General features: G+C 60.6%; 13 protein-coding genes. 4 read left to right on the forward strand and 9 right to left on the reverse strand.

The window, feature by feature from the left end:
* Positions 1 to 49: 49 nt before the first annotated feature.
* Positions 50 to 2,926, reverse strand: coding sequence for an ATP-binding protein (locus ACR0CU_RS14745; RefSeq protein ID WP_170448182.1), 2,877 nt, complete (start codon positions 2,924 to 2,926; stop codon positions 50 to 52).
* Positions 2,927 to 3,077: 151 nt separating this feature from the next.
* On the opposite strand from ACR0CU_RS14745, the gene ACR0CU_RS14750 reads away from it, so the two are divergent.
* Positions 3,078 to 3,359: an Os1348 family NHLP clan protein gene (locus ACR0CU_RS14750; RefSeq protein ID WP_170341400.1), complete on the forward strand. Its 282-nt coding sequence runs from the start codon at positions 3,078 to 3,080 to the stop codon at positions 3,357 to 3,359.
* A 6-nt stretch (positions 3,360 to 3,365) separates the two neighbouring features.
* Positions 3,366 to 5,333, forward strand: coding sequence for a RiPP maturation radical SAM C-methyltransferase (locus ACR0CU_RS14755; RefSeq protein WP_170448184.1), 1,968 nt, complete (start codon positions 3,366 to 3,368; stop codon positions 5,331 to 5,333).
* 43 nt (positions 5,334 to 5,376) lie between these two features.
* On the opposite strand, the gene ACR0CU_RS14760 is transcribed toward ACR0CU_RS14755, so the two are convergent.
* From ACR0CU_RS14760 to ACR0CU_RS14790, 7 genes are all read right to left on the reverse strand, one after another.
* Entirely contained in the window at positions 5,377 to 6,522 is a 1,146-nt protein-coding gene (locus ACR0CU_RS14760) for an iron-containing alcohol dehydrogenase (protein ID WP_170448186.1), read from the reverse strand.
* A gap of 66 nt (positions 6,523 to 6,588) precedes the next feature.
* Positions 6,589 to 7,971: an aldehyde dehydrogenase family protein gene (locus tag ACR0CU_RS14765; RefSeq protein WP_170448188.1), complete on the reverse strand. Its 1,383-nt coding sequence runs from the start codon at positions 7,969 to 7,971 to the stop codon at positions 6,589 to 6,591.
* A 94-nt stretch (positions 7,972 to 8,065) separates the two neighbouring features.
* Positions 8,066 to 9,418, reverse strand: coding sequence for a glutamine synthetase family protein (locus ACR0CU_RS14770; protein WP_170448190.1), 1,353 nt, complete (start codon positions 9,416 to 9,418; stop codon positions 8,066 to 8,068).
* An 86-nt stretch (positions 9,419 to 9,504) separates the two neighbouring features.
* The gene (locus ACR0CU_RS14775; protein WP_093963096.1) at positions 9,505 to 10,536 is read right to left on the reverse strand and encodes a TRAP transporter substrate-binding protein; all 1,032 of its coding nucleotides are present in this window, start codon (positions 10,534 to 10,536) and stop codon (positions 9,505 to 9,507) included.
* Between the two features lie 70 nt (positions 10,537 to 10,606).
* Positions 10,607 to 11,932 (reverse strand): TRAP transporter large permease, encoded by a 1,326-nt coding sequence (locus ACR0CU_RS14780; RefSeq protein ID WP_170448192.1) that lies wholly within the window; start codon positions 11,930 to 11,932, stop codon positions 10,607 to 10,609.
* The gene (locus ACR0CU_RS14785; RefSeq protein WP_170365895.1) at positions 11,932 to 12,450 is read right to left on the reverse strand and encodes a TRAP transporter small permease subunit; all 519 of its coding nucleotides are present in this window, start codon (positions 12,448 to 12,450) and stop codon (positions 11,932 to 11,934) included. The genes ACR0CU_RS14780 and ACR0CU_RS14785 overlap by 1 nt, the downstream gene beginning before the upstream one ends.
* Before the next feature lie 16 nt (positions 12,451 to 12,466).
* The gene (locus ACR0CU_RS14790; RefSeq protein ID WP_170448194.1) at positions 12,467 to 13,252 is read right to left on the reverse strand and encodes an N-formylglutamate amidohydrolase; all 786 of its coding nucleotides are present in this window, start codon (positions 13,250 to 13,252) and stop codon (positions 12,467 to 12,469) included.
* Between the two features lie 104 nt (positions 13,253 to 13,356).
* Here ACR0CU_RS14790 and ACR0CU_RS14795 point away from each other — a divergent pair, with 104 nt between their 5' ends.
* Positions 13,357 to 14,232 carry a MurR/RpiR family transcriptional regulator gene (locus ACR0CU_RS14795; protein ID WP_093963099.1) on the forward strand — a complete coding sequence of 292 codons (876 nt, stop codon included), beginning with the start codon at positions 13,357 to 13,359 and terminating at the stop codon, positions 14,230 to 14,232.
* A 143-nt stretch (positions 14,233 to 14,375) separates the two neighbouring features.
* On the opposite strand, the gene ACR0CU_RS14800 is transcribed toward ACR0CU_RS14795, so the two are convergent.
* On the reverse strand, positions 14,376 to 16,415 hold the full coding sequence (locus ACR0CU_RS14800) for a dockerin type I domain-containing protein (protein WP_254437607.1): 2,040 nt from the start codon (positions 16,413 to 16,415) through the stop codon (positions 14,376 to 14,378).
* 235 nt (positions 16,416 to 16,650) lie between these two features.
* Here ACR0CU_RS14800 and ACR0CU_RS14805 point away from each other — a divergent pair, with 235 nt between their 5' ends.
* Positions 16,651 to 20,469, forward strand: a complete 3,819-nt coding sequence (locus ACR0CU_RS14805; RefSeq protein ID WP_480643337.1) for an Ig-like domain-containing protein — start codon at positions 16,651 to 16,653, stop codon at positions 20,467 to 20,469.
* Positions 20,470 to 20,506 lie beyond the last annotated feature (37 nt).

The following is a 20,506-nucleotide window of genomic DNA, read 5'->3' on the forward strand; positions in this document are numbered from 1 at the left end:
GGTCGAGCTCCAGAATGCGCAGTCGTTTCAGCCGTGGCTTTTTGGGGGTTCAAATCTTAAACGCCCTCAATGACTTTGATTGCTCGTGCTGGAAATACCCGTTGCGGTCACACAGGTCGTTCAAATCGGATTGCAGTTCCTTGGCCTCTTTTGTTCTGCCTTCCTGCGCCAGAACCTGCACTTCGGCCGACAGCAGCCAGGCGATGAAGGCTTCCATTTCCATGTCCCGCGCCAGTTCGAGACCTCGGTTCAGGACCAGCCGGGCATCTGGAAGCTCACCCAACACCGACTGCACCCGAGCCAGAGGAGCCGCTGCGAAACAGCACAGAACATCGATTCCAGCATCGTCCGACACGCGCAAGGCGCGGCGCAACGCAATGGCGGCGTCAGCCGGTTCGTTTCGCTGCCAGCACCAGATCCCCCGCGCGATCAGCGCAAAACTCAGGTCATAGGCCTTGCCGGTTTCTTCGGCGATCGACAGCACCTCGCGGATACCTGCATCCGCTTCGTCAAACCGATGCATCATGCTGTTGGCGTTGGCACGGGTTGCAAGCCCGAGCACCGAAATCGACCCGGTGGTGCCCGCTTCGGCCACACGGAACACCGTCTGGAACAGATCCGCATGCTGATCAATCGCCGACCGTGCGGCCGCGAAGTTGCCCTGAAACCACGCAGCCTGGGCCAGTGCAAAGGCCGCGTTTGCCTGCAGGCGAGGATCTTCGGCGTCGGTTGCGGTCCGCAGCGCGCGCTCAGACACTTCCATCGCTTGCCGCACATCCGCCAAGATCGTCAGCATGATCGCCTGGTCGACCTGAAACGCAACGCGCGCGGATGTGTCCCCCAACGCGTCGGACAAGGCTTCCGCCTCGCGTGAGATGGTCAGGATGCGGTTGAAGTCGCCGCTGGCGACCAGCGAAACGCGCAGACCGCGTCGGGCGCGTAGCCCGAGGTCAACAGCCACCTGGGTACCGGTCCGCTTTTGAACTTGGTCGATGCACCGCAGGGCGTTTTCGAAATATGAGACGGCGGCCTCGAATGAAAACAGCTTGATCGACATCTCGCCGCACCGCGTATAAGCCTCGGCAGCCTCCAGCCATAACTCGCCTTTGTCCGCGTGACGGGCGATGGACTGTGCCACGTCCAGATCGTCGGATGTGCCGCGGCTCAGCAGAGTTTCATGGATCGCACGGTGCAGCCTTGCGCGGCGCTGGCGTGGAATACTGCGATACCCAACCTTCTGCACCAACGCATGACTGAACCGCAGCTGCTGGCCGTCCTGAGATTCCGGCAGTTCAAGAAAACCGCGTTCCACCAAGGTCGAAATCTGGGCTTTGGCGTCGAAGCCCAGCCGTTGAAGCGTGTCGGCGAGAACACCCCACGTCCACTGCAACCCGCCGACGGCAACCAGCTGCAGAGCTTTGCGGTCCTCGCTTTGCAGGGCATCAATCCGGGAGGCGATCAACGGTTGAACCCGGGCGGGGATCTCGATGTCGCCCAGGCTGTCCATCGCTCCGTCCTTGAACCCGGCTTGCGACATGCGGTCCCGCATGTGGTGAGCGAATTCTTCAACGAAAAGCGGTGTGCGGCCGCTCATGGCTTCGATGTATGAGCCCAGCTGACCATCGAAGTCGCTCTGACCCAGCAAGCGCGTGATCAGGTCCTTGCAGGCCGCCTCGCCCAGCGGGGCGACCGGAACGACCTTGAGCAAGCCCACCGGGTCATTCGTGAACAGGTTCGCGTTGCGCGATGTCAGGAGGATCAGAACATTCGTTCCCCGCACCTGCCCCAGCAGGTTGTCGATGACGTCCAGAGTCCCCTGGTCGGCCCAATGCAAATCCTCGAACAACAGAAGCAGGGGTTTGTCCTGCTTCATCGACAGAACCAGCCGCGACAGCATCTGGTTCAATTGCCTCCGTCGGCGTGACGGATCTACAGCCGAAAGCGCCGGTTCCGTTTGGAATCGGCTGAACAGCGAATACAGGGCCGAACGGGTATGCGCATCCAGAAATTTGGTCCCGCCCAGAACCTCGGACAGCTTTTGGTCCAGTTCGGCATCGGATTTGGTGTCCGACAGTCTCAAACGGGCATTGATCACGCGGGTGATCGGCAGATACGCAGCTTCCTGATCCAACGAAAAGCAGTTGAACTCCAGAACCTGGTGCGCGCCCAGGGGCCAGTTCTCGACCAGCTCATGCAGCAGCCTGGATTTGCCGACGCCAGCCGCCCCCAGCAACAGCACCGAGTTGCCCTTGCCATCACGCGCCTGGTTCCACGCCGCAACAAGCTCGGCCAGTTCCCTTTCGCGTCCGACAAATGGCGAACGTTCGCGACGCGCCCGCGCCATCCAGCGCGACACCTGTTCTTTGCGGCCGGTGATTTCGAACAGCTTGATCGGACCCGCACCCCCGTCCAGCTCGAGATCGCCCACATGTGTATGGTCGAACAGATCACCGGCATTCTCCAAAACCTGACCGGAAACCGTGACCACGTTCTTTCTGGCGGCGGCCTCGATCTTGCTGGCGATGTTCATGACCGGCCCTAGAAAGGCCTGCTCTTCTCCGAGGGTGTGTTGCAACTGGCCCACCAGTAGTTCGCCGGAATGAACGCCAACCCGCACATCCAACTGCCGATCGTCCAGCTTCCCGATGCGGTCGATGATCCGCTGGGCGCTAGCTATTGCCTTGACCGCGTGATCCTCGTCCGCGTTCGGTGATCCAAAAACCGCGAGCGCGCCATCGCCGGTGAACAACGTGGTTGCGCCAAACTTTTCGCAGATCGACATGATCAGTTCGATGGCAGGGCCCAGATGGCTGACGGCGTCTTCGGGATCCAAACTGCCGATCATCATGGTCGAACGAACAATGTCGGCGAACAGAACCGTGCACATTCTGCGCTCGGTCGGTTCGATCTGGACCTGTTTCCTCATGTTCAAGCGCCCCCCGACTGCCCGAGTTCAGTATGTCGCTGATCAAGGCCTTTTTCCAGACACCACGCAAGGGTGGCGCGGACCATCCACGGCATTGATATTGAGTAAAAAAACTATTAACAATTGGCCTTGTATTGCGAAAGGAACAATTATGAGTGACCACCATACTCGGGGTTTGACCCTGGAAGATGTTCAGCAGATCATTGGCCGCGGCATCCTTGACGAGGCCTTTCGAAAAGAATTCATCGACAACCCCGAAGGCGTAGTAAACCGCTTGGGAATCTCGCTCGATCAGGATGGCGAGGCGCGCAAGCTGTTGGCCGCGATTGGGAACGTCTTTTCCGGTGAATCCGACCTGAAGTCGGCGATGCAAGACATCAAGAATGCCTACGAAGATACGTCCGACGGTGTGATCCGGCCCCGCTGCGCGTAACTTCGCATGAGCGAAAGCGCGGCCGTCTCCAGTCACGACCAAGGCGCAGCCCTGCATCAGCTGTGTCTGGTGTCTATGCCGTTTTCTTCTCTGCAACATCCCGGGCTTGGGATATCTCTTCTCGCGCAGCTGGCGCGGGACAACGGCTTTGCGACGACCGAGAAGTACTTCAGCTTCGACTATGCCGAGGCGATCGGCCTCGATGAGTATTTCATGCTGTCTGATGGCCGCTGCTATCAGGCGCTGCTGGGTGAATGGATATTCAGCGATCTGATCTATCCGCGCAGCGATCTGGACGCGATGGACTACCTGACCACGGTGCTTGGTGACTATGTGTCGGGTGTCGAGTGGCTGACGTTCATGCAAAACGCCATTGCCGCCCGAAAGCAGGCCGGAGCATTCGTCGAACGTTGCGCCGATGCGGTGATGGAACAGAACCCGACCGTGATCGGGATTACGTCTTCGTTCCAACAGGTCATGGCCTCGATCGCACTGGCCCGGGCTGTGCGGAAACGGTCAGCCGAAGTGATCATCGTCATGGGCGGCGCCAACTGCGAGGGGCCGCTCGGGCGCGCGCTTTTGCAGGCGCATCCTGAACTGGACGCGGTTTGCATTGGCGAGGGCGACCATGCCTTTCCCGAGTTTCTGAAAGCCCTGGGGCCCAGCAGACCCTTGCCCGTGGTCGAGGGGTTTCTGAACCGGAGCCAATTGGACAACCCGCTGGACGAGTCTCGACCGCGCCTGACCACGGATCTGGACATGCTGCCCATCCCGGATTTCAACGCCTTCTTTGAACAATTTCAAAACACTACGGGGCTATCAGCGCGCCTTGTGCCATCGGCGACGATCGAAACATCGCGCGGCTGCTGGTGGGGAGCGAAACACCATTGCACTTTCTGCGGATTGAACGGCCAATCGATGACCTATCGGAGCAAGTCAGCCGAGCGGGCTTATGCCGAATTCTGCACGCTTGCCGATCTCTATGGCCCGGATCTTGTCGTGGTCGACAACATTCTGGATCACCGCTACCTCAAGACCCTGATCCCGAAACTTGCGCAGGACACGAGACCATTCCTGATGCATTACGAGGTCAAATCAAACCTCTCGCCGACCGTGATCGCCCGTCTGGCCGACGCCGGCGTTCGAAAGATCCAGCCGGGGATCGAGACCTTCGATACTCCGACCCTTGCGCATATGAGGAAAGGGGTCAGCGGAATTCAGAACATCCAGACGCTGAAGCTGTGTGCCGAGGCCGGAGTTTTTGTCGAGTGGTGTTTCCTCTACGGGTTTCCCGGTGAAAGCCCCGAGGCCTTCGAACGGATGGCAAAGCTTATTCCGCTGCTGCATCACCTGCAACCACCCGGCTCGATTGGACCCGTGCGAGCGGACCGGTTCAGCCCGTATTTTGAACACCCCGAGGCATTTGGGGTCGAGGTCGAACCAGCGAAGCCGTATTCCTTCATATTCGACCTGCCGCCCGAAGAAGTCTGGAATTTCGCCTACCATTTCGACATCGTCGACAACGGTCCAAGCCCGCCAGCGCAGCGCGCGGCGTCGACGCTGGATGCTCTTTCTGCATGGCAAAGCGAGGCCGGTACGTCAGCCCTCTACGTCGAGGGCAACACGGTGATCGACCGGCGAGCGTCAGGCAAACGCGTTGTTCACCAATTGGACGATGCGGCTCGGGCCATCCTTGACCTGAGCCCAGTGATCATCGGCAGGGCGCTTCTTGGTGATCAGGTATCCGACTTGTACGGGGTGGACGCTTTTGACTCTGCGATGGACCGCCTTGAGAAGCTTGGGCTGATTTATGTCGAGGACAAATCCGTGCTGTCCCTGGCCCTCAGATCGCCTGGCTTCCAGCGGGCGCCGACCTGGTCCGAGATCCGCAATGAGCCAGAACGTGCTTTCGCCGCTCAATTTCCCGCAGAATTCGCAAGTGAACAGGTAGCGGGACCACAACCCGCGGAATGAGACCGGACCCGGAGCGTATCAATTCCCCGGATCCGACTAACACTTAAAGAGCGGCCCTGAACAATCCGGTCAGGTTTTCCTCGGTCAACTCGATGGGGTTGCCACCGCACGAGGGGTCGATGATCGCACCCTTGACCAGCTCCGGGATCGCATCCTCGGTCACGCCCAGATCGGACAGCTTGCGCGGGATACCCAGCGAGTCGTTGAATTCCTGCACGAAGGCCCTGAACCCGTCGAACCCGCCCGAAATGCCCAGATAGGCTGCGGCTGCTTCGAACCGGTCGGCGATTACAGACGCATTGAACTCCAGAACCGCAGGCATGCAGACCGCGTTGGTGGTGCCGTGATGGGTGTTGAACACCGCGCCGATCGGGTGGCTCATGGCGTGGATCGCGCCTAGCCCCTTCTGGAAAGCCGTTGCACCCATGGCGGCCGCGCTCATCATCTGGGCGCGGGCCTCGATGTCGGTACCATCGGCATAGGCTCGCGGCAGGTACTCCTTGACCAGCCGCATCCCCTCCAGCGCGATGCCCTGGCTCATCGGGTGGTAATGGGGGCTGGAATAGGCCTCAACGCAATGCGCAAAAGCATCCAGACCGGTCCCGGCGGTGATGAATTTCGGCATGCCCACGGTCAGTTCAGGGTCGCAGATCACCACGGTCGGCAGCACCTTGGGGTGGAAGATGATCTTCTTGGCATGGGTTTCCGAGTTGGTGATGACGCTGGCGCGGCCGACTTCCGAGCCGGTGCCGGCCGTCGTCGGCACCGCGATGATCGGCGCAATCGCCTCGGCATCCGCGCGGGTCCACCAATCGCCAATGTCCTCGAAATCCCAGACCGGCCGCGTCTGGCCAGCCATGAAGGCAACCATCTTGCCCAGATCCAGGCCTGAGCCGCCGCCAAACGCGATCATACCGTCATGCCCGCCCGCCTTGTAGGCGGCCACGCCAGCCTCGAGGTTCTTTTCGTTGGGGTTCGGGTCGACCTCGCTGAACAGGCCCCGGCCCAGCCCGGCGGCTTCGAGAATGTCCAACGTCGCGGCAGTGATCGGCAGATCGGCCAGGCCGCGGTCGGTCACCAGCAGCGGGCGTTTGATCCCAGCCGCCGCGCAGGCCGCGGGCAGTTCCTTGATGCGGCCCGCACCAAATTTGATCGTGGTCGGATAGGACCAGTTTCCAACAAGACTCATGTCAGCTTTCCTTGTGTCTAAGGCCTGCCCCGGCGAGGGGGTCGGTCCGGGGCAGGCAAATCGTCCTCAGCCCGTCACCTTCTTCAGGTGGTAGGATTTGGGACGTGTCAGGTTGTGATATCCGATGATCGACAGGCCCCCGCCGCGGCCGGTATTCTTGCACCCGGTCCAGCACAGACCCGGGTCCAGATAGTCGGCCCGGTTCATGAACACGGTTCCGGTCTCGATCCGGTCGCCGATGCGTTCGGCCCGCGCCACATCGCGCGTCCACAGCGAGGCGGTCAGGCCAAACTCGCTGTCGTTCATCAGGGCGATGGCCTCGTCATCCGAGGACACCTTCATGATCCCCACGACCGGGCCAAAGCTTTCGTCGCGCATCACGCGCATGTCGTGTGTGACATTGGTCAGGATCTGCGGCGTCAGGTAGGCGCCGCCGTCATCTTCGGCAAAGGTCTCGATATGCGCCACTGCACCGGCGGCCACGGCCTCGGCGACCTGCGCGCGCACCTCGTCGGCAAAACGCACATTGGCCATCGGCCCCAGCGTCGTCTCCGGGTCCAGCGGGTTGCCCAGCTTGTAGCCCCTGACGATCTCGACCGCCTTGGCGACGAAGTCGTCATACAGGCTTTCATGCACATAGATCCGCTCGATCCCGCAACAGCACTGGCCCGAGTTGAACATGGCCCCGTCGATCAGCGTGTCGACCGCCGCGTCCAGATCGGCGTCCTCCATGACATAGCCCGGGTCCTTGCCCCCCAACTCGGTGCTGACGGGGGTAAAGGTACCGGCCGCCGCCCGCTCCATCGCCTGCCCTCCGGCGACCGAGCCGGTGAAATTCACGAAATCGAACGCCTTGCCTGCAATCAGATCGTTGGTCACGTCATGGCTCAGGAACAGGTTCTGGAACACGTCCTCGGGCACGCCAGCCGAGTGGAAGGCCCGCGCCATCCGCTCGCCCACCAACAAGGTCTGCGTGGCATGTTTCAGCACAACCGTATTGCCCGCGATCAAGGCCGGCGCCACAGTGTTGATCGCCGTCATGTACGGATAGTTCCAGGGCGCCACGACGAACACCACGCCATGCGGCACGCGCTTGATGTATCGCTTGAACGTCTCGTCCTCGCCCACGGCAATATCAGCCAGCGCATCGCGCGCGATGCCCGCCATATAGGTCGCGCGTTCGCTGAAACCGCCGAACTCGCCGCCATAACGCACCGGCCGCCCCATCATCCGGGCCAGTTCCGGCACGATCTCGTCATTCATCGCACCCACGGCGGCAACGCCGGCCATCACCAGATCGATGCGCTCCTGCAGGGGCCGCGCTGCCCAATCCGCCTGCGCCGCCCGCGCCTGGCCCGCTGCGGCAAATGCCGCGTCACGATCCAGCGTGTTCCGCTCGGCAAACACCGATCCGTCGATCGGCGAGATACATTTCAACACCTGACCCATTGGTCACTCCATCCTCAAGCAAAGCAGGCCCGCTGCTTCATCTGGCCAAAAATATCCCGGGGAGCGTGAGGGGCTGGCCCCTCACATCCGCCCTCTACGCCCGCTCGAACCCGCGGGCAATCTCCCAATCGGTCACCACACGCTCGAATTCCTCGATCTCGACCTCGGCGGCGCGCACATAGTGGTCCACCACATCATCGCCCATGGCCGCCCGCAGCATGGACGACCCGTGCAACGCATCCCGCGCCGCGCGCAGATTGCCCGGAATCATGCCGGTATCCCCCTGATAGACATCACCCTTGGTGGGCGGCTGCAGCTCCAGCCCCTCCTCGATGCCCGCGATTCCGGCGGCCAGCATTCCGGCGATGGCCAGATAGGGGTTCATGTCCGAGCCCGGAATCCGGCATTCCACCCGCACGGCCTTGGTGCCATCCCCGCACAGCCGGAACCCCGCGGTGCGGTTGTCCACCGACCAGATGATGCGCGTCGGCGCAAAGGTGCCCTTCATGAACCGCTTGTAGCTGTTGATGTACGGCGCCATGAAACAGGTATAGTCGGGCGCGTATTTCAGCAGGCCCGCCATGTAGTTTTTCATCAGGTCCGACATGCCCAGCGGATCGGCCTTGTCAAAAAATGCCGGTTGCCGGTCCGCCCACAACGACTGATGCACATGCGACGAACTCCCGACCCGGTCATGATGCCATTTCGGCAGGAAGGTCGCTGCATGGCCGTGCTGCCACGCGATCTCCTTGACCGCGTTCTTGGCGATCGAATGATACTCGGCCGTCTGCATGGCCGGGGCGTATTTGATGTTCAGTTCTTCCTGCCCGGCCTCGGCCTCGCCCTTGGAATTTTCGACCGGAATGCCCGCATCCCACAGGTGATTGCGGATCGGCCGCATCACATGCTCTTCTTTGGTGGTCTGCAGGATGTGGTAATCCTCGTTGTAGCCCGAGATCGGTTCCAGATCGCGGAAACCCTCCTTGCGTATCTGGTCAAAGCTCTTCTCGAACAGGAAAAACTCCAGCTCGGTGGCGCACATCGCGTCATAACCCATGGCCTTCAGCCGGTTGACCTGCTTCTTTAAAATAGACCGAGGCGCGTGTGGAACCTCTTCATGCGTGTGGTGATCCAGCACGTCGCACATCACCATCACCGTGCCCTCCAGCCACGGCACCGGGCGCAGGGTGCTGAGGTCGGGCTTCATTACATAGTCGCCATAGCCGCGCTCCCAGCTGGTCGAGGCATAGCCGTCCGGCGTCGCCATCTCGAGATCGGTGGCCAGCAGGTAGTTGCAGCAATGGGTTTCTTCCCAGGCCCCGGCCACGAAATGACCCGCGTGGAATCGTTTGCCCATCAAGCGGCCCTGCATGTCCACCATGCAGACCAGAACAGTATCGACCGAGCCTTCGGCAACCTGGGTCTTGAGCGTGTCGAAGTTGAGCATGAGCCACCTATTTCTGCGCCGGCGCCACCTGCCGGACTGACGTTTTCGACGGCCTGCCCCCGGTATGAGGGCAGGCCGGTTTCACCTTAGCCGTACCGGTAGGGACGGCCAGCCTTTTGCATGTCGGCATTGTACTTCTTGATGATCTCGACAACCTTGGCCTTGGTCTCGGACTCGGCTGCAATCTCATCCCAGAAGGCCACTGCGGCGGCTTCGACCTGCGCCCATTCTTCATCCGGGATCGAGGTCAGCTTCATCTTGTCACCATTCACGCGCAGCGATGCCTCGCCGCCCCAATACCACCACTGACGGTAGTAATGCGACTGATCGGTGCAGACGCGGAACAGGGTCTGCAGATCTTCGGGCAGTTCGTTCCAACGGTCCATGTTGGCAAAGAAAGACCCGGCCCAAGCGCCCGAGATGTTGTTGGTCAGGAAGTAGTTGGTCACATCCGCCCAGCCGACGGTGTAGTCCTCGGTGATGCCCGACCACGCGATGCCGTCCAACTCGCCGGTCTGCACGGCGACCTCGATGTCCTCCCACGGCAAGGTCACCGGGACCACGCCGAACTGCGACAGGAACCGGCCCGCCGTCGGGAAGGTGAACACCCGCTTGCCCTGAAGGTCCGCCAGGCTGTTGATCGGGTCCTTGGTGGCGAAATGGCACGGATCCCACGCACCGGCCGAGATGTGCTTGACGCCCACCTTGGAATACTCTTCGTCCCATATCTCGTTCAGACCGTACTGGTTGAACAGGACGGGAACATCCAGCGAATAGCGCGACGCAAACGGGAAATAGCCGCCGAACACGGTTACTTCGGTGGGCGAGGCCATCGAGTCGTCATCCGACTGCACCGCGTCGATCGTGCCGCGCTGCATGGCGCGGAACAGCTCGCCCGTGGGCACCAGCTGGTCGGCATAGAACAGCTCGATCTGCATCCGGTCGCCGGCGATCTGGTTGAACATCTTGATGGCCGGGTCGATCACATGCTCGGCCAGCGCGGGGCCGGCATAGGTCTGCATGCGCCAGCGGATCGTGGATTGCGCAAGCGCCGGGGTGGCCAGCGCGGCTGCCGGGGCCGCGGCGGCCCCTTTCAGGAATGTGCGTCTGTTCGTCATCTTCTCTCTCCGTTGTCGGTTTCGATGGGCGAGAGACCAACCTCTCGCATGTGCCCCGGTATGTCCGGGGTCATTTGTTGTAGATGTAGTCGGGCAGCCACAGCGCGATCTGCGGGAAGGTCATGATGATGGCCAGTGCCAGCGTCATAACCATCACGAAGGGCAGGATCGAACCGTAGATGTCGCGCAGCGAAATCTCGGGCGGGGCCATGGCCCGCATCAGGAACAGGTTATAGCCGAAGGGCGGCGTCATGTACGCAATCTGCGTGGTGATCGTGTACAGCACCCCGTACCAGATCAGGTCAAAACCCAGTTCCCCCACCAGCGGCACATAGAGCGGCGCCACGATCACCAGCATCGCGGTGTCGTCCAGGAAGGTGCCCATGACGATGAAGCTCAGCTGCATCAGGATCAGGATCACCCAGGGGTTCAGGCCTAGCCGTTCGGTGAACAGGGTCTCGATCGCGCGCACGGCGCCCAGCCCGTCGAATACCGCGCCAAAGGCCAGCGCGGCCAGGATGATCCACATGAACATGCAGGTGATGCCCAGGGTCGAGCGGACCGAGACCTCGAACACCTTGCGCGTCATCCGCCCTTTCAGCACGGCGGCGGCAAAAGCCGTCAGCGCCCCGATGGCCGAGCTTTCGACCAGCGAGGTCCAGCCATTGACGAAGGGCACCATCATCGCCGCGAAAATCGCCAGCGGCAGCAGCCCCGCGCGCAGCAGCCGTAGTTTTTCTGCCATCGGCACGTCGCGCTCTTCCTTCGACAGAGCCGGGCCAAGCTCGGGGTTTATCCGGCAGCGGATCACGATATACAGGATGAACATCCCCGCCATCATCAGACCCGGCAGGATGCCCGCCAGCCAAAGCTGCCCCACAGGCTGACGCGCGATCATCGCATAGAGAACCAGCACCACGGACGGCGGCACGAGAATGCCCAGCGACGACCCGGCTTGGATCACCCCGGTCACCATCTTCTTGTCATAACCGCGCTTGAGCAGTTCGGGCAGCGCAATCGTGGCCCCGATCGCCATGCCTGCTACGCTGAGCCCGTTCATCGCCGAAATCAGCACCATCAAACCGATCGTTCCGATGGCCAGCCCGCCATTCAGTCCACCCATCCAGACATGAAACATCTTGTACAGGTCGTCAGCGATTTTGGACTCGGCCAGAACATAGCCCATGAAGATAAACATCGGCAGCGTCAGCAGCGGGTACCATTTCATCAGCTTCATCGCGGCCGAAAACCCGATGTCATAGCCGCCGCGGTCGCCCCACAGCAGAAGCGCAGCCACCACGGCCACGAAACCGATGGCGCCGAACACGCGCTGACCGGTCAGCAGCATCAGCATCATGGTCGAGAACATCAGGATGGCGATCAACTCATACGACATCAGATCACCTCGCGCGGGATGTCATCGCCCTTGAGGCGTAGAATATCTTTGAACAACTCGGAAATGGCCTGCAGCAGCATCAGGATCAGCCCCACGACCATGATCACCTTGATCGGCCACAGATAGGGGCGCCAGGCGGTCGGGCTGCGCTCGCCATATTGCAGGGAATAGCTGAGCGAGTCGAACCCGCCATAGATCATCACGCCTAGGTAGAAGATCAGGAACAGCACGGTGATCGCATCGGTCCAGGCCCGCCGCCGGTGCGACCATTCGCTGTACAGAAGGTCCATCCGCACGTTCGAACCCATCTGGATCGAATACGGCCCGCCCAGGATGTAATAGGCGACCATCGCAAACTGCGCGACTTCGAGCGTCCAGAGCGACGGAAGGAAAAAGGTCTTCGAGATCGACGACCACAGCAGGATGCCCATCATCACGAAGATGCCGTACATGACGACCCGCCCGATCCAGCGGTTCATGCGGTCAATGACCGCAATATATCCCCGCATGAAGCTCATACCTGCACCCCTGCCCTCATGTGTTCTGCCCTGCGTCGGAAAAGGTTTCGACCGTGGCGGCCAGTATTGGCGTCAATAGCCCCACGATCCGATTGACCCCGGTCGGCGTGTCGATCAGATCATTGCGGATCTCGATCATCACGTTGGGCAAGCCCCGCGCGATACCGTGCTCACGCAGAGTGTGCGTGACACCATCCTCTGGCGAATAGGGTTCGTTCAACGCCACTCTCAGCCCGCAATGCGCTGCATGGTTCAGCATGACCTGAGCCGCACGGTCATCAGAGTCATGCAATATCCCCAGTTCGACCGCCCGGGTCTTGCCGTTGTAGATTGGTGTGAAACTGTGGATCGTAATCAGGACAGGCGGTTCTGGGCGGCGGTCCAGCGTTTGCGACAAGAGACCCCGGAACGGTTCATAAATCTCGCGAACTCGCTGGGCGCGCTGTTCCGCCGTCAGACCCTGATTGCCGGGCACCGCGAACACCTCGCTGCGCGGCGGCATCGAATCTTCCCGTTCGGGCGGACGATTGCAGTCATAGACCAGCCGACTGACCCGCGAGTGTACGAGAGGCGCATCCAGGGCGCCGGCCAGTTCAACCGCAACCTCCAGAGCCCCGATATCCCAGGCCGCGTGTGAACGGGCCGCCACGTCGTCCAACCCCAGCCCTTCCAATGCCGCAGGTATGAACCGGCTTGCGTGTTCGCACACCAGAACCGCGCGCGCCACGCCACGCGCGTTCAACAGACGTGCGGCGGGCGCTTCCAGCGGAGATAACAGGGATGACTCGGTCTTGGACTGCATGCGTAGCATTTGTTACAGCGGCCTTGGACCTGTCAAGAAAATTTCTGTAGACAAAATTACAATCACTCATATCCTGTAGCAAATTGAATAATATGAGGGCGCCGATGGCCTCTGTCGCCAAAACGGTCAAACAACGCATTCAGGACGAACTTGAAGGCCTGACCCGCTCGGAACGGCAGCTGGGATCGGTCCTGTTGCAGGATTATCCGATGGGTGGGCTGCAATCGATCACCAAGCTGGCAGCGGCGGCACAAGTGTCCACCCCGACGGTCATTCGCATGGCGCGAAAACTGGGTTTCGATGGGTTTCCGGCGCTGCAGGAGGCGCTGCGCGAAGAAGTCGCGGCACAGATCCAAAAGCCGATCTCGAAACGCGATGCCTGGATCGTGGATGATGAAACCGAGCATCCGATCACGCGTTTTGCCCAAGCCGTATGGACCAATATGCGCCACACGCTGGAGCGGTTGGACAAGTCGATGTTCGACGCGGTGGCCCAGTTGCTAGCCGATACCGAGCGCCATTTGTATGTCGTGGGCGGCCGCATCACCCGCTCGAACGCCGACTATCTGTTCAACCACATGCAGATCATCCGGCCCAACGTGACCATGCTGGGCAACTCGGCCAACGTATGGCCGCAATACCTGCTGGACATGGACGAAAGCTCGGTTCTGGTCATCTTCGACATCCGCCGCTACGAAGCGCATCTGGAGAAGCTGGCACAAGTTGCGTCCGATCGCGGAGTGACCGTCGTGCTGTTCACCGACCAATGGGGGTCACCCATCGGCAAATCGGCCAACTATACCTTTCACGCTCTGGTCGAAGCTCCATCAAGCTGGGATTCAACGATCGCCCTTCAACTCATTTCGGAAACCCTGATCGCCGAGGTTCAGGAAGCGCGCTGGGAAGAAAGCAAAGAGCGTATAGAGGAGTTGGAACGCTATTTCTCGACCACACGGATTTTCCGCAGCCACGAGGCGTGACGAACGAACCACCACCTCAGGCCGGAACTTGGCTAGAGATGCCGCATCGGCTGGGTCGCCATTTGCAATGCTTAGACTTACCTGGGTCTGCGCGGAGGCCCGATACCTTTTTGCTCACCTTTTGCGTTCCCCGAATAGCCAACTTACACCGCTTCGAGATTCCCAAGCAGGATCGACGTCATGTCCACACTGAACACCCCATCCAGAGCCACAATCGCAGCGCCGGTTTGATAGTCGACATTCGTGGGCGTGATTGAGGAAAGATCGGCGTTCTGGTCCAGGTAGACCCATTCCGGCTCATGTGCGGTGGGCAACCCAACGGCAATCTGCAGGATGGCCAGGGCATCCAGTGCATTGACGGTGCCATCCTGGGTGATATCGGCCGCGATGAGGTTTTCGGGGGCTGCAGGTCCCCAGGTTGGTCCCAAACCGACCGCTATCCGCAAAACCTGCAGCGCATCGAGGGCCGTGATCTCTCCGCTGGCATTTGAATAGGACTTGATGATGTCCACATGACCCGGCAACGAACCTGATGGCAAATCAAGATCGAATTGGCCCTGATCGTCGGCCTGTACCGATATCGGGCTGTTTCCAACTGGCGTGAACACGATCTCAGCATCGCTCAGCGCGGGGTTTGAACCGGAAGACTCTACGGTGATTGGACCCGTCACACCGGCCGAGGCCTCGGGCCCCGTGAGCACGCCAAAGTCAACGGGGATATGATCCGGCCCCTCAAAACCGGACCCGAAGATTTCGGCGCCGGTGAGTGTGCCACCGTCGGCCGAAATTAAATCGACGGTTTCATCCATAAACTCAATCCGAGCCCCTTGTGCCGTTGACGTCACGGTCAGCTGCCCGGGGTCGCGCAACATCGGGTAGTCGAACAGATCCAACCGATCGGTTCCGGCCTCGAAATCCGTGATCGTCGTCAATCCACTGCCGAACCGCATAACGAAGATGTCCGCGCCGGAACCGCCCTGCATGGTGGTTTCACTGCGACCGGCAATCAGAATGTCGTCACCGGCACCGCCCTGCAAATCAGTGTCTAAAACGCCGGCGCTCAGCATGTCGTCCTGAGCGGTTCCGGTTACGATTCCATTCCCCTCGATGACATTGCCCAAGGAGTCCAAAGACACTGTCAGCTGGGTTAGCCCTGCATCCTGCTGCGATGCCACAAAGATCTGAAGGTCGTCCCCAACATGAGCCACCTCGATGGTCTCAACATTCTGAAGACCGCTATCCAGCGTATCCGCAAAGCTGTCCAGGTAGATCAGCTTGCCATCAGAGGTCATTGTCAGCAGGGTCACTCCGTTGTCTCCGCCGCCGGCAACGACAAAGACACGTCCATCGACTTCGACGACCTTCATGTCCTGAACTGCGCCAAAACGGGTACCCAACGTGTCCAACGCATGATCCTTTGGAACCAGTGTTCCGTCTGCGCGCAGCTCTATCACACTGATGGAGTTGCTGCTGGACCCGGCCACTAGAACCCAGGTGTGTCCATACGCATCAACGGTTTCCAACGCTGTCGGAGAACTGATCCCAAGCGTTTGGGTCGTCGTGTTGTCAACTTCGATCAGCGTCCCGCTTCCCTGATCGGCGCTGAACACCCGGATCGCATTGTCGGTGGCATTGGCGGTGACGACATACTGGTTGCCGCCCACCGCCGCGGTCCGCATCGCCCCGGCATTACCCGCGACCGAGCCCACATGACTGAGCGAACCATTCGAGTTCACCACGTAGGTGCCGATGAGCCCACTGTCCTGATGGGCCACCGCCAGGTAGTCGACCGCCCCCACCGAGTACTGGACCAATGCGGTGACATCACCGCCTCCGGGAATCGCCGCCGTTTCCTGCAGCGCCCCGATCGTGCCATCCGTATTCAACTCGTACCCGACAAGGCCCGTGGCTGTATCGACGTCCAGTGTCAACAGATCGCTTGCCCCCAATGCGACCAGAGCGCCAAGGCTGCCGACCTGCAACGATATGGTGCCGCTGAAATACTGATCGTCGTGGAATTGCGGAGCCCCACCATCCACAAGCTGCCAGACGACGATGCCGCCGCCTGCCCGGGTCGTGCTGTACAGATACGTAACACCGTTAAACGTTTTTAAAGCCGTATCGCCGATACCTGAATCGAGCGCCGGACTCCCCGTTGCAACCACTCTTTCGAACTGAAGCATCAACTCAGATCACCCCCAATGCCATCGCTGGCAGTCCTTTCAAGGGTGACGCGGTGCCAAGGCAAAGACGAGAACGAAATTGTGGTTAAAACGAGGAATTCGGCTCCAGATTAACTCAATTTTTCAAGGTCCGACCGCATGAATAACTCGGCAGCAGGAAAGAAGAACAGAACTTGGCTTCTTCGGTCTTGCCGCGCGGGTATCCGCGGCCACCAATTGTGAGGACATGATGACGATGAAACCTGTTTCGCACGAAGTCTCCATCCAGAAGGACTCACCAGATGCAGGGCATGAGAAACATGTCCGCAGATGGGTCAAAGCACGTCTGCGCCGATGGGCCGGATCGGGCGTCGGCGGTGGTTTGGCCTCTGCCCTTCTGGCCTTGCCGGCGCTGGCCCAAGCCACTGAGGAGGAGTTGAGCACATTTCAGTTTGCCGATGTCCTGCCCGGTGTCCAGTCGGTCAAACTTCTGCCCAACGGCGACGTCCAACTGAAGCTCTTGGACGGTCGCACAGTCCTGGTTTCCGCGGAAAACGTGCACGTTCTGGACAACGGGTCGATCATGATTGCCGAAGACGTGGCCGTTGAAGTCGCGCAGCTTGCAGTGGCCGCTGAAGCCGCCGGAGCAGCGGCAGCTGGTGGCGGCGGCATGGGAGCCGCGGGCGCGGTGCTGGGTGGTTTGGGTCTGGCCGGTGCGGCCGCCGCTGGCGGCGGTGGCGGCGAAGATGCCGCGACGCCCGCGGAATCGCCACGCCCGCCCAGTCTGAACCTGTCACAGTTGCAGGGAAATTCGCTCAACAGCACCACCGCCAAGGCGACAGCACCTGATGGCACCGTTTCGGTCGAGGTAACCATCGGGTCGGTCACCAAAACCGTATCAGCGGGGCCGGACGGCAGTTGGAGCGTTTCGCTGAGCCAAGTCGAGGCGGCAGGGTTGCCTCAGGGGGTCACATCCGTGACGATCCGACACCTGGATGGAGCCGGAGGTGAGATCGCTGTCGAAACAGCCACGTACACCATCGACACCATCGCTCCGAACATAGCGGTAACAGGATTTTCCCACGGGGCGGCCATGAATGCGGCCGAGAGCGCGTCAGATCTGGAAATCAGTGGTACGACCGATGCGGAAAACGGTCAGATGGTGACTGTGGGGTTGAACGGTCAGATCTACACCGCAACCGTGTCCGGCGGCACTTGGAGCGTCACGGTTCCGGCCGCCGATCTGGCGTCTCTGCCCGATGGCGCGACCGTCACTGTGACCGCTGATGTGGTGGATCGGGCAGGCAATCCGGCGACTCAAGCCACCAACAGCTTTGATACTGACTTTTCCGCCCCAGCCATAACAATAGACCCTGTCGCAGGCGGCCAGATTGATCTTGTAGACGTCGGATCGGACCTGACGATTACCGGCACGACGACCGGCGAAGATGGCCAACCGATTGTGCTGGCCTTCAATGGCCAGACTTACAGCGGCACCGCTTCAGGCGGTGTTTGGAGTGTGACAGTTCCCACAGCCGACCTCGGCGTTCTGGTCAGTGGTAGCCCCATCAGCATCAGTGCCGCAATCAGCGATGCCGCCGGAAACCCGGCCACGCCTGCTGCGGTTTCGGTACCCGTGGATCTGAGCGGACCGTCCATCTCGATTTCGCCTCTATCCGTCGGTGCGGTGTTGAACGCAGCCGAAGTCGGGGCGGATCTGACGATCAGCGGCACAACCGGGAATGTAACCGATGGCCAGACAGTCATGGTAACTTTGGACGGGCAGACCTACACGGGCCCTGTGTCCGGAGGGACGTGGAGCGTGACCGTGCCGAGCGCGGATTTGATTGCCCTTGCCGACGGCGCAACTTTCACCATCACCGCCGACGTGACGGATGCCGATGGCCTCTTGGCCCCGCAGGCGAGTGCAGGAGTTTCCAAAGACGCGACCGCGCCAACGATCAGCATCGACACGTTTTCGGACGGCGCGGTCATGAACGCGGTCGAACAGGGAACCGACCTCAGCATATCCGGAACGACGACCGCCGAAGACGGCCAGGCCGTGACCATTGGATTGAACGGCCAAACCTACGGCGCCACCGTTTCAGGTGGCACCTGGAGTGTCAGCGTTCCCGCAGCCGATCTAGCCGGCCTCTCCGACGGTGCCACCGTCACCGCGACCGCCGATGTTTCGGACCGTGCCGGGAACCCGGCCGCGCAGGCCACTGGCAGCTTCGACACCGACTTTACGGCCCACGCCCTGTCAATCTCGACGGTATCGGTCGGGGGCACCATGAACCTGGCAGAGCAATCCGGCGGAATGACGGTCTCTGGCATTTCCGACGCGCCTGATGGAACGGTCGTCTCGATCCAGGTTCAACGAGCGGACGGGACTGTGGATGTCTCAGGCACCGCTACAGTGACGAGTGGCGCGTGGACCTACACCGCTTCACCCCTCGACCTTAGCGGCCTGCAAGATGCCGAATCCTACACGATTTCCGCGTCAGTCAGCGACGCAGCCGGAAACGCACAGACGACTTCGACTGGGTTCAACACCGATTTCAGCGCCCCGACTATCTCACTGAACCCTCTGGGAACTGGATCGGTTCTAGACGTCACCGAGAAGGACAGCGACCTGACAGTATCGGGGACAACGACAGCCGAAGATGGGCAAACCATTACTGTCGGGCTGAACGGGCAGACCTATACTGCCACCGCTTTGGGTGGGGTCTGGTCGACCACCATTCCTACGGCTGATCTGAACGCTCTTTCTGAGGGAGCAACTTATTCTATCACCGCATCGGTTTCAGACTTGGCTGGCAACCCCGCTCCTCAGGCGGCAGACTCGGTGACCACTGACTACCGACCCATCCTGACCTTGAATGAGGTCGGTACCAACGACGCGGTTTTGCTGAGTGACGCGCAATCCAGCGGCCTGACGGTCAGCGGTTCATCCATAGGTCTCGGCGCAGGACAAACCGTTGAGGTGATGCTGAACTCGGTCTCTGTTGGAACAGCCACGGTCGCGGCCAACGGCACGTGGAGCCTGAACGTACCTGCCACGGCGTTTTCGGGTACAACGGCGGGTGACCTTTTGGATTTTTCGGTTTCAGCGACGGTTGCCGGAGGGCCGAACCCCCTACCCGCGACAGACCAGGCGACGGCTCACGTTCCAGCGGCCTATTTCATTTCCGAGGCAGGCCGGAGCGGGTCGACGATAACTTTCGAAATACATGCCGATGCCGACCGGGACACATCCAGCGGGATGGCTTTCACGGCCAACTTGGGTTTTGACCCCGCGGTCGTGACCTATGACACGGGATCCGAGGTCGAAAACTCCGATTTTGATCTGTTTCTGGCAAACCCGAACGGGGCGGCGGAAATCAGTTTTGGCGGGGCCGCGACAAGCTTTAGCGACCTGACCCAGCCTGTCGTCACGTTCACGATGACGGTGCTGGACCCCACGAAGCCGATCGAGTTGACGATCAACACGCCCGACGGTGGCCCGACCCATTGGGTATTGGGAACAGACGGCGCAGACACATTGGCGGCCACGGGTATCGACGATGTCATCCGCGGTGGCGACGGTGACGATGTGATCGATCTGTCCGGCGCTGGCCGGGATCTTATCGTTTTCGAAGCTGACCCGACGGCCAACGGCACCGACATCGTAACGGGTTTCACCCTGGGGCCTGCAGCCGACATGGCCGACGCCATTGTGTTCAGCGGGTTGGATGTTTCATCGCTTCGCGGTGATGGAACAGGTGTCGAAACACTGGCGCTTGGCGACATGATTTCGACCGACACAGGTTTTGTAGGGCTGACAACCACACTCACAGATCTGACAACTGATACTCTGGAAGCCGCCGCCGAAACGCTTAGCGGTGCTCAAGCCGGAGATGAGATCTATCTGCTGGCCAGCGATGGAACTGACAGTGTGCTGGTCAAGGTGGACTATTCCGCCCCAACCTCTGCCACGGTCAGCACGGTCGCGCAGTTTGACGGCCTGGGTGATCTGAGCGCTCTGAGCAGCGACAACATCCTGCATACCGATCCGACCGGCGCGTCAAGTTGATCCTGACAAGCATGAAAAGGTGGGGCCGCCCCGGCCC

The sequence above is a fragment of the Ruegeria sp. BC2 genome (assembly GCF_056539245.1).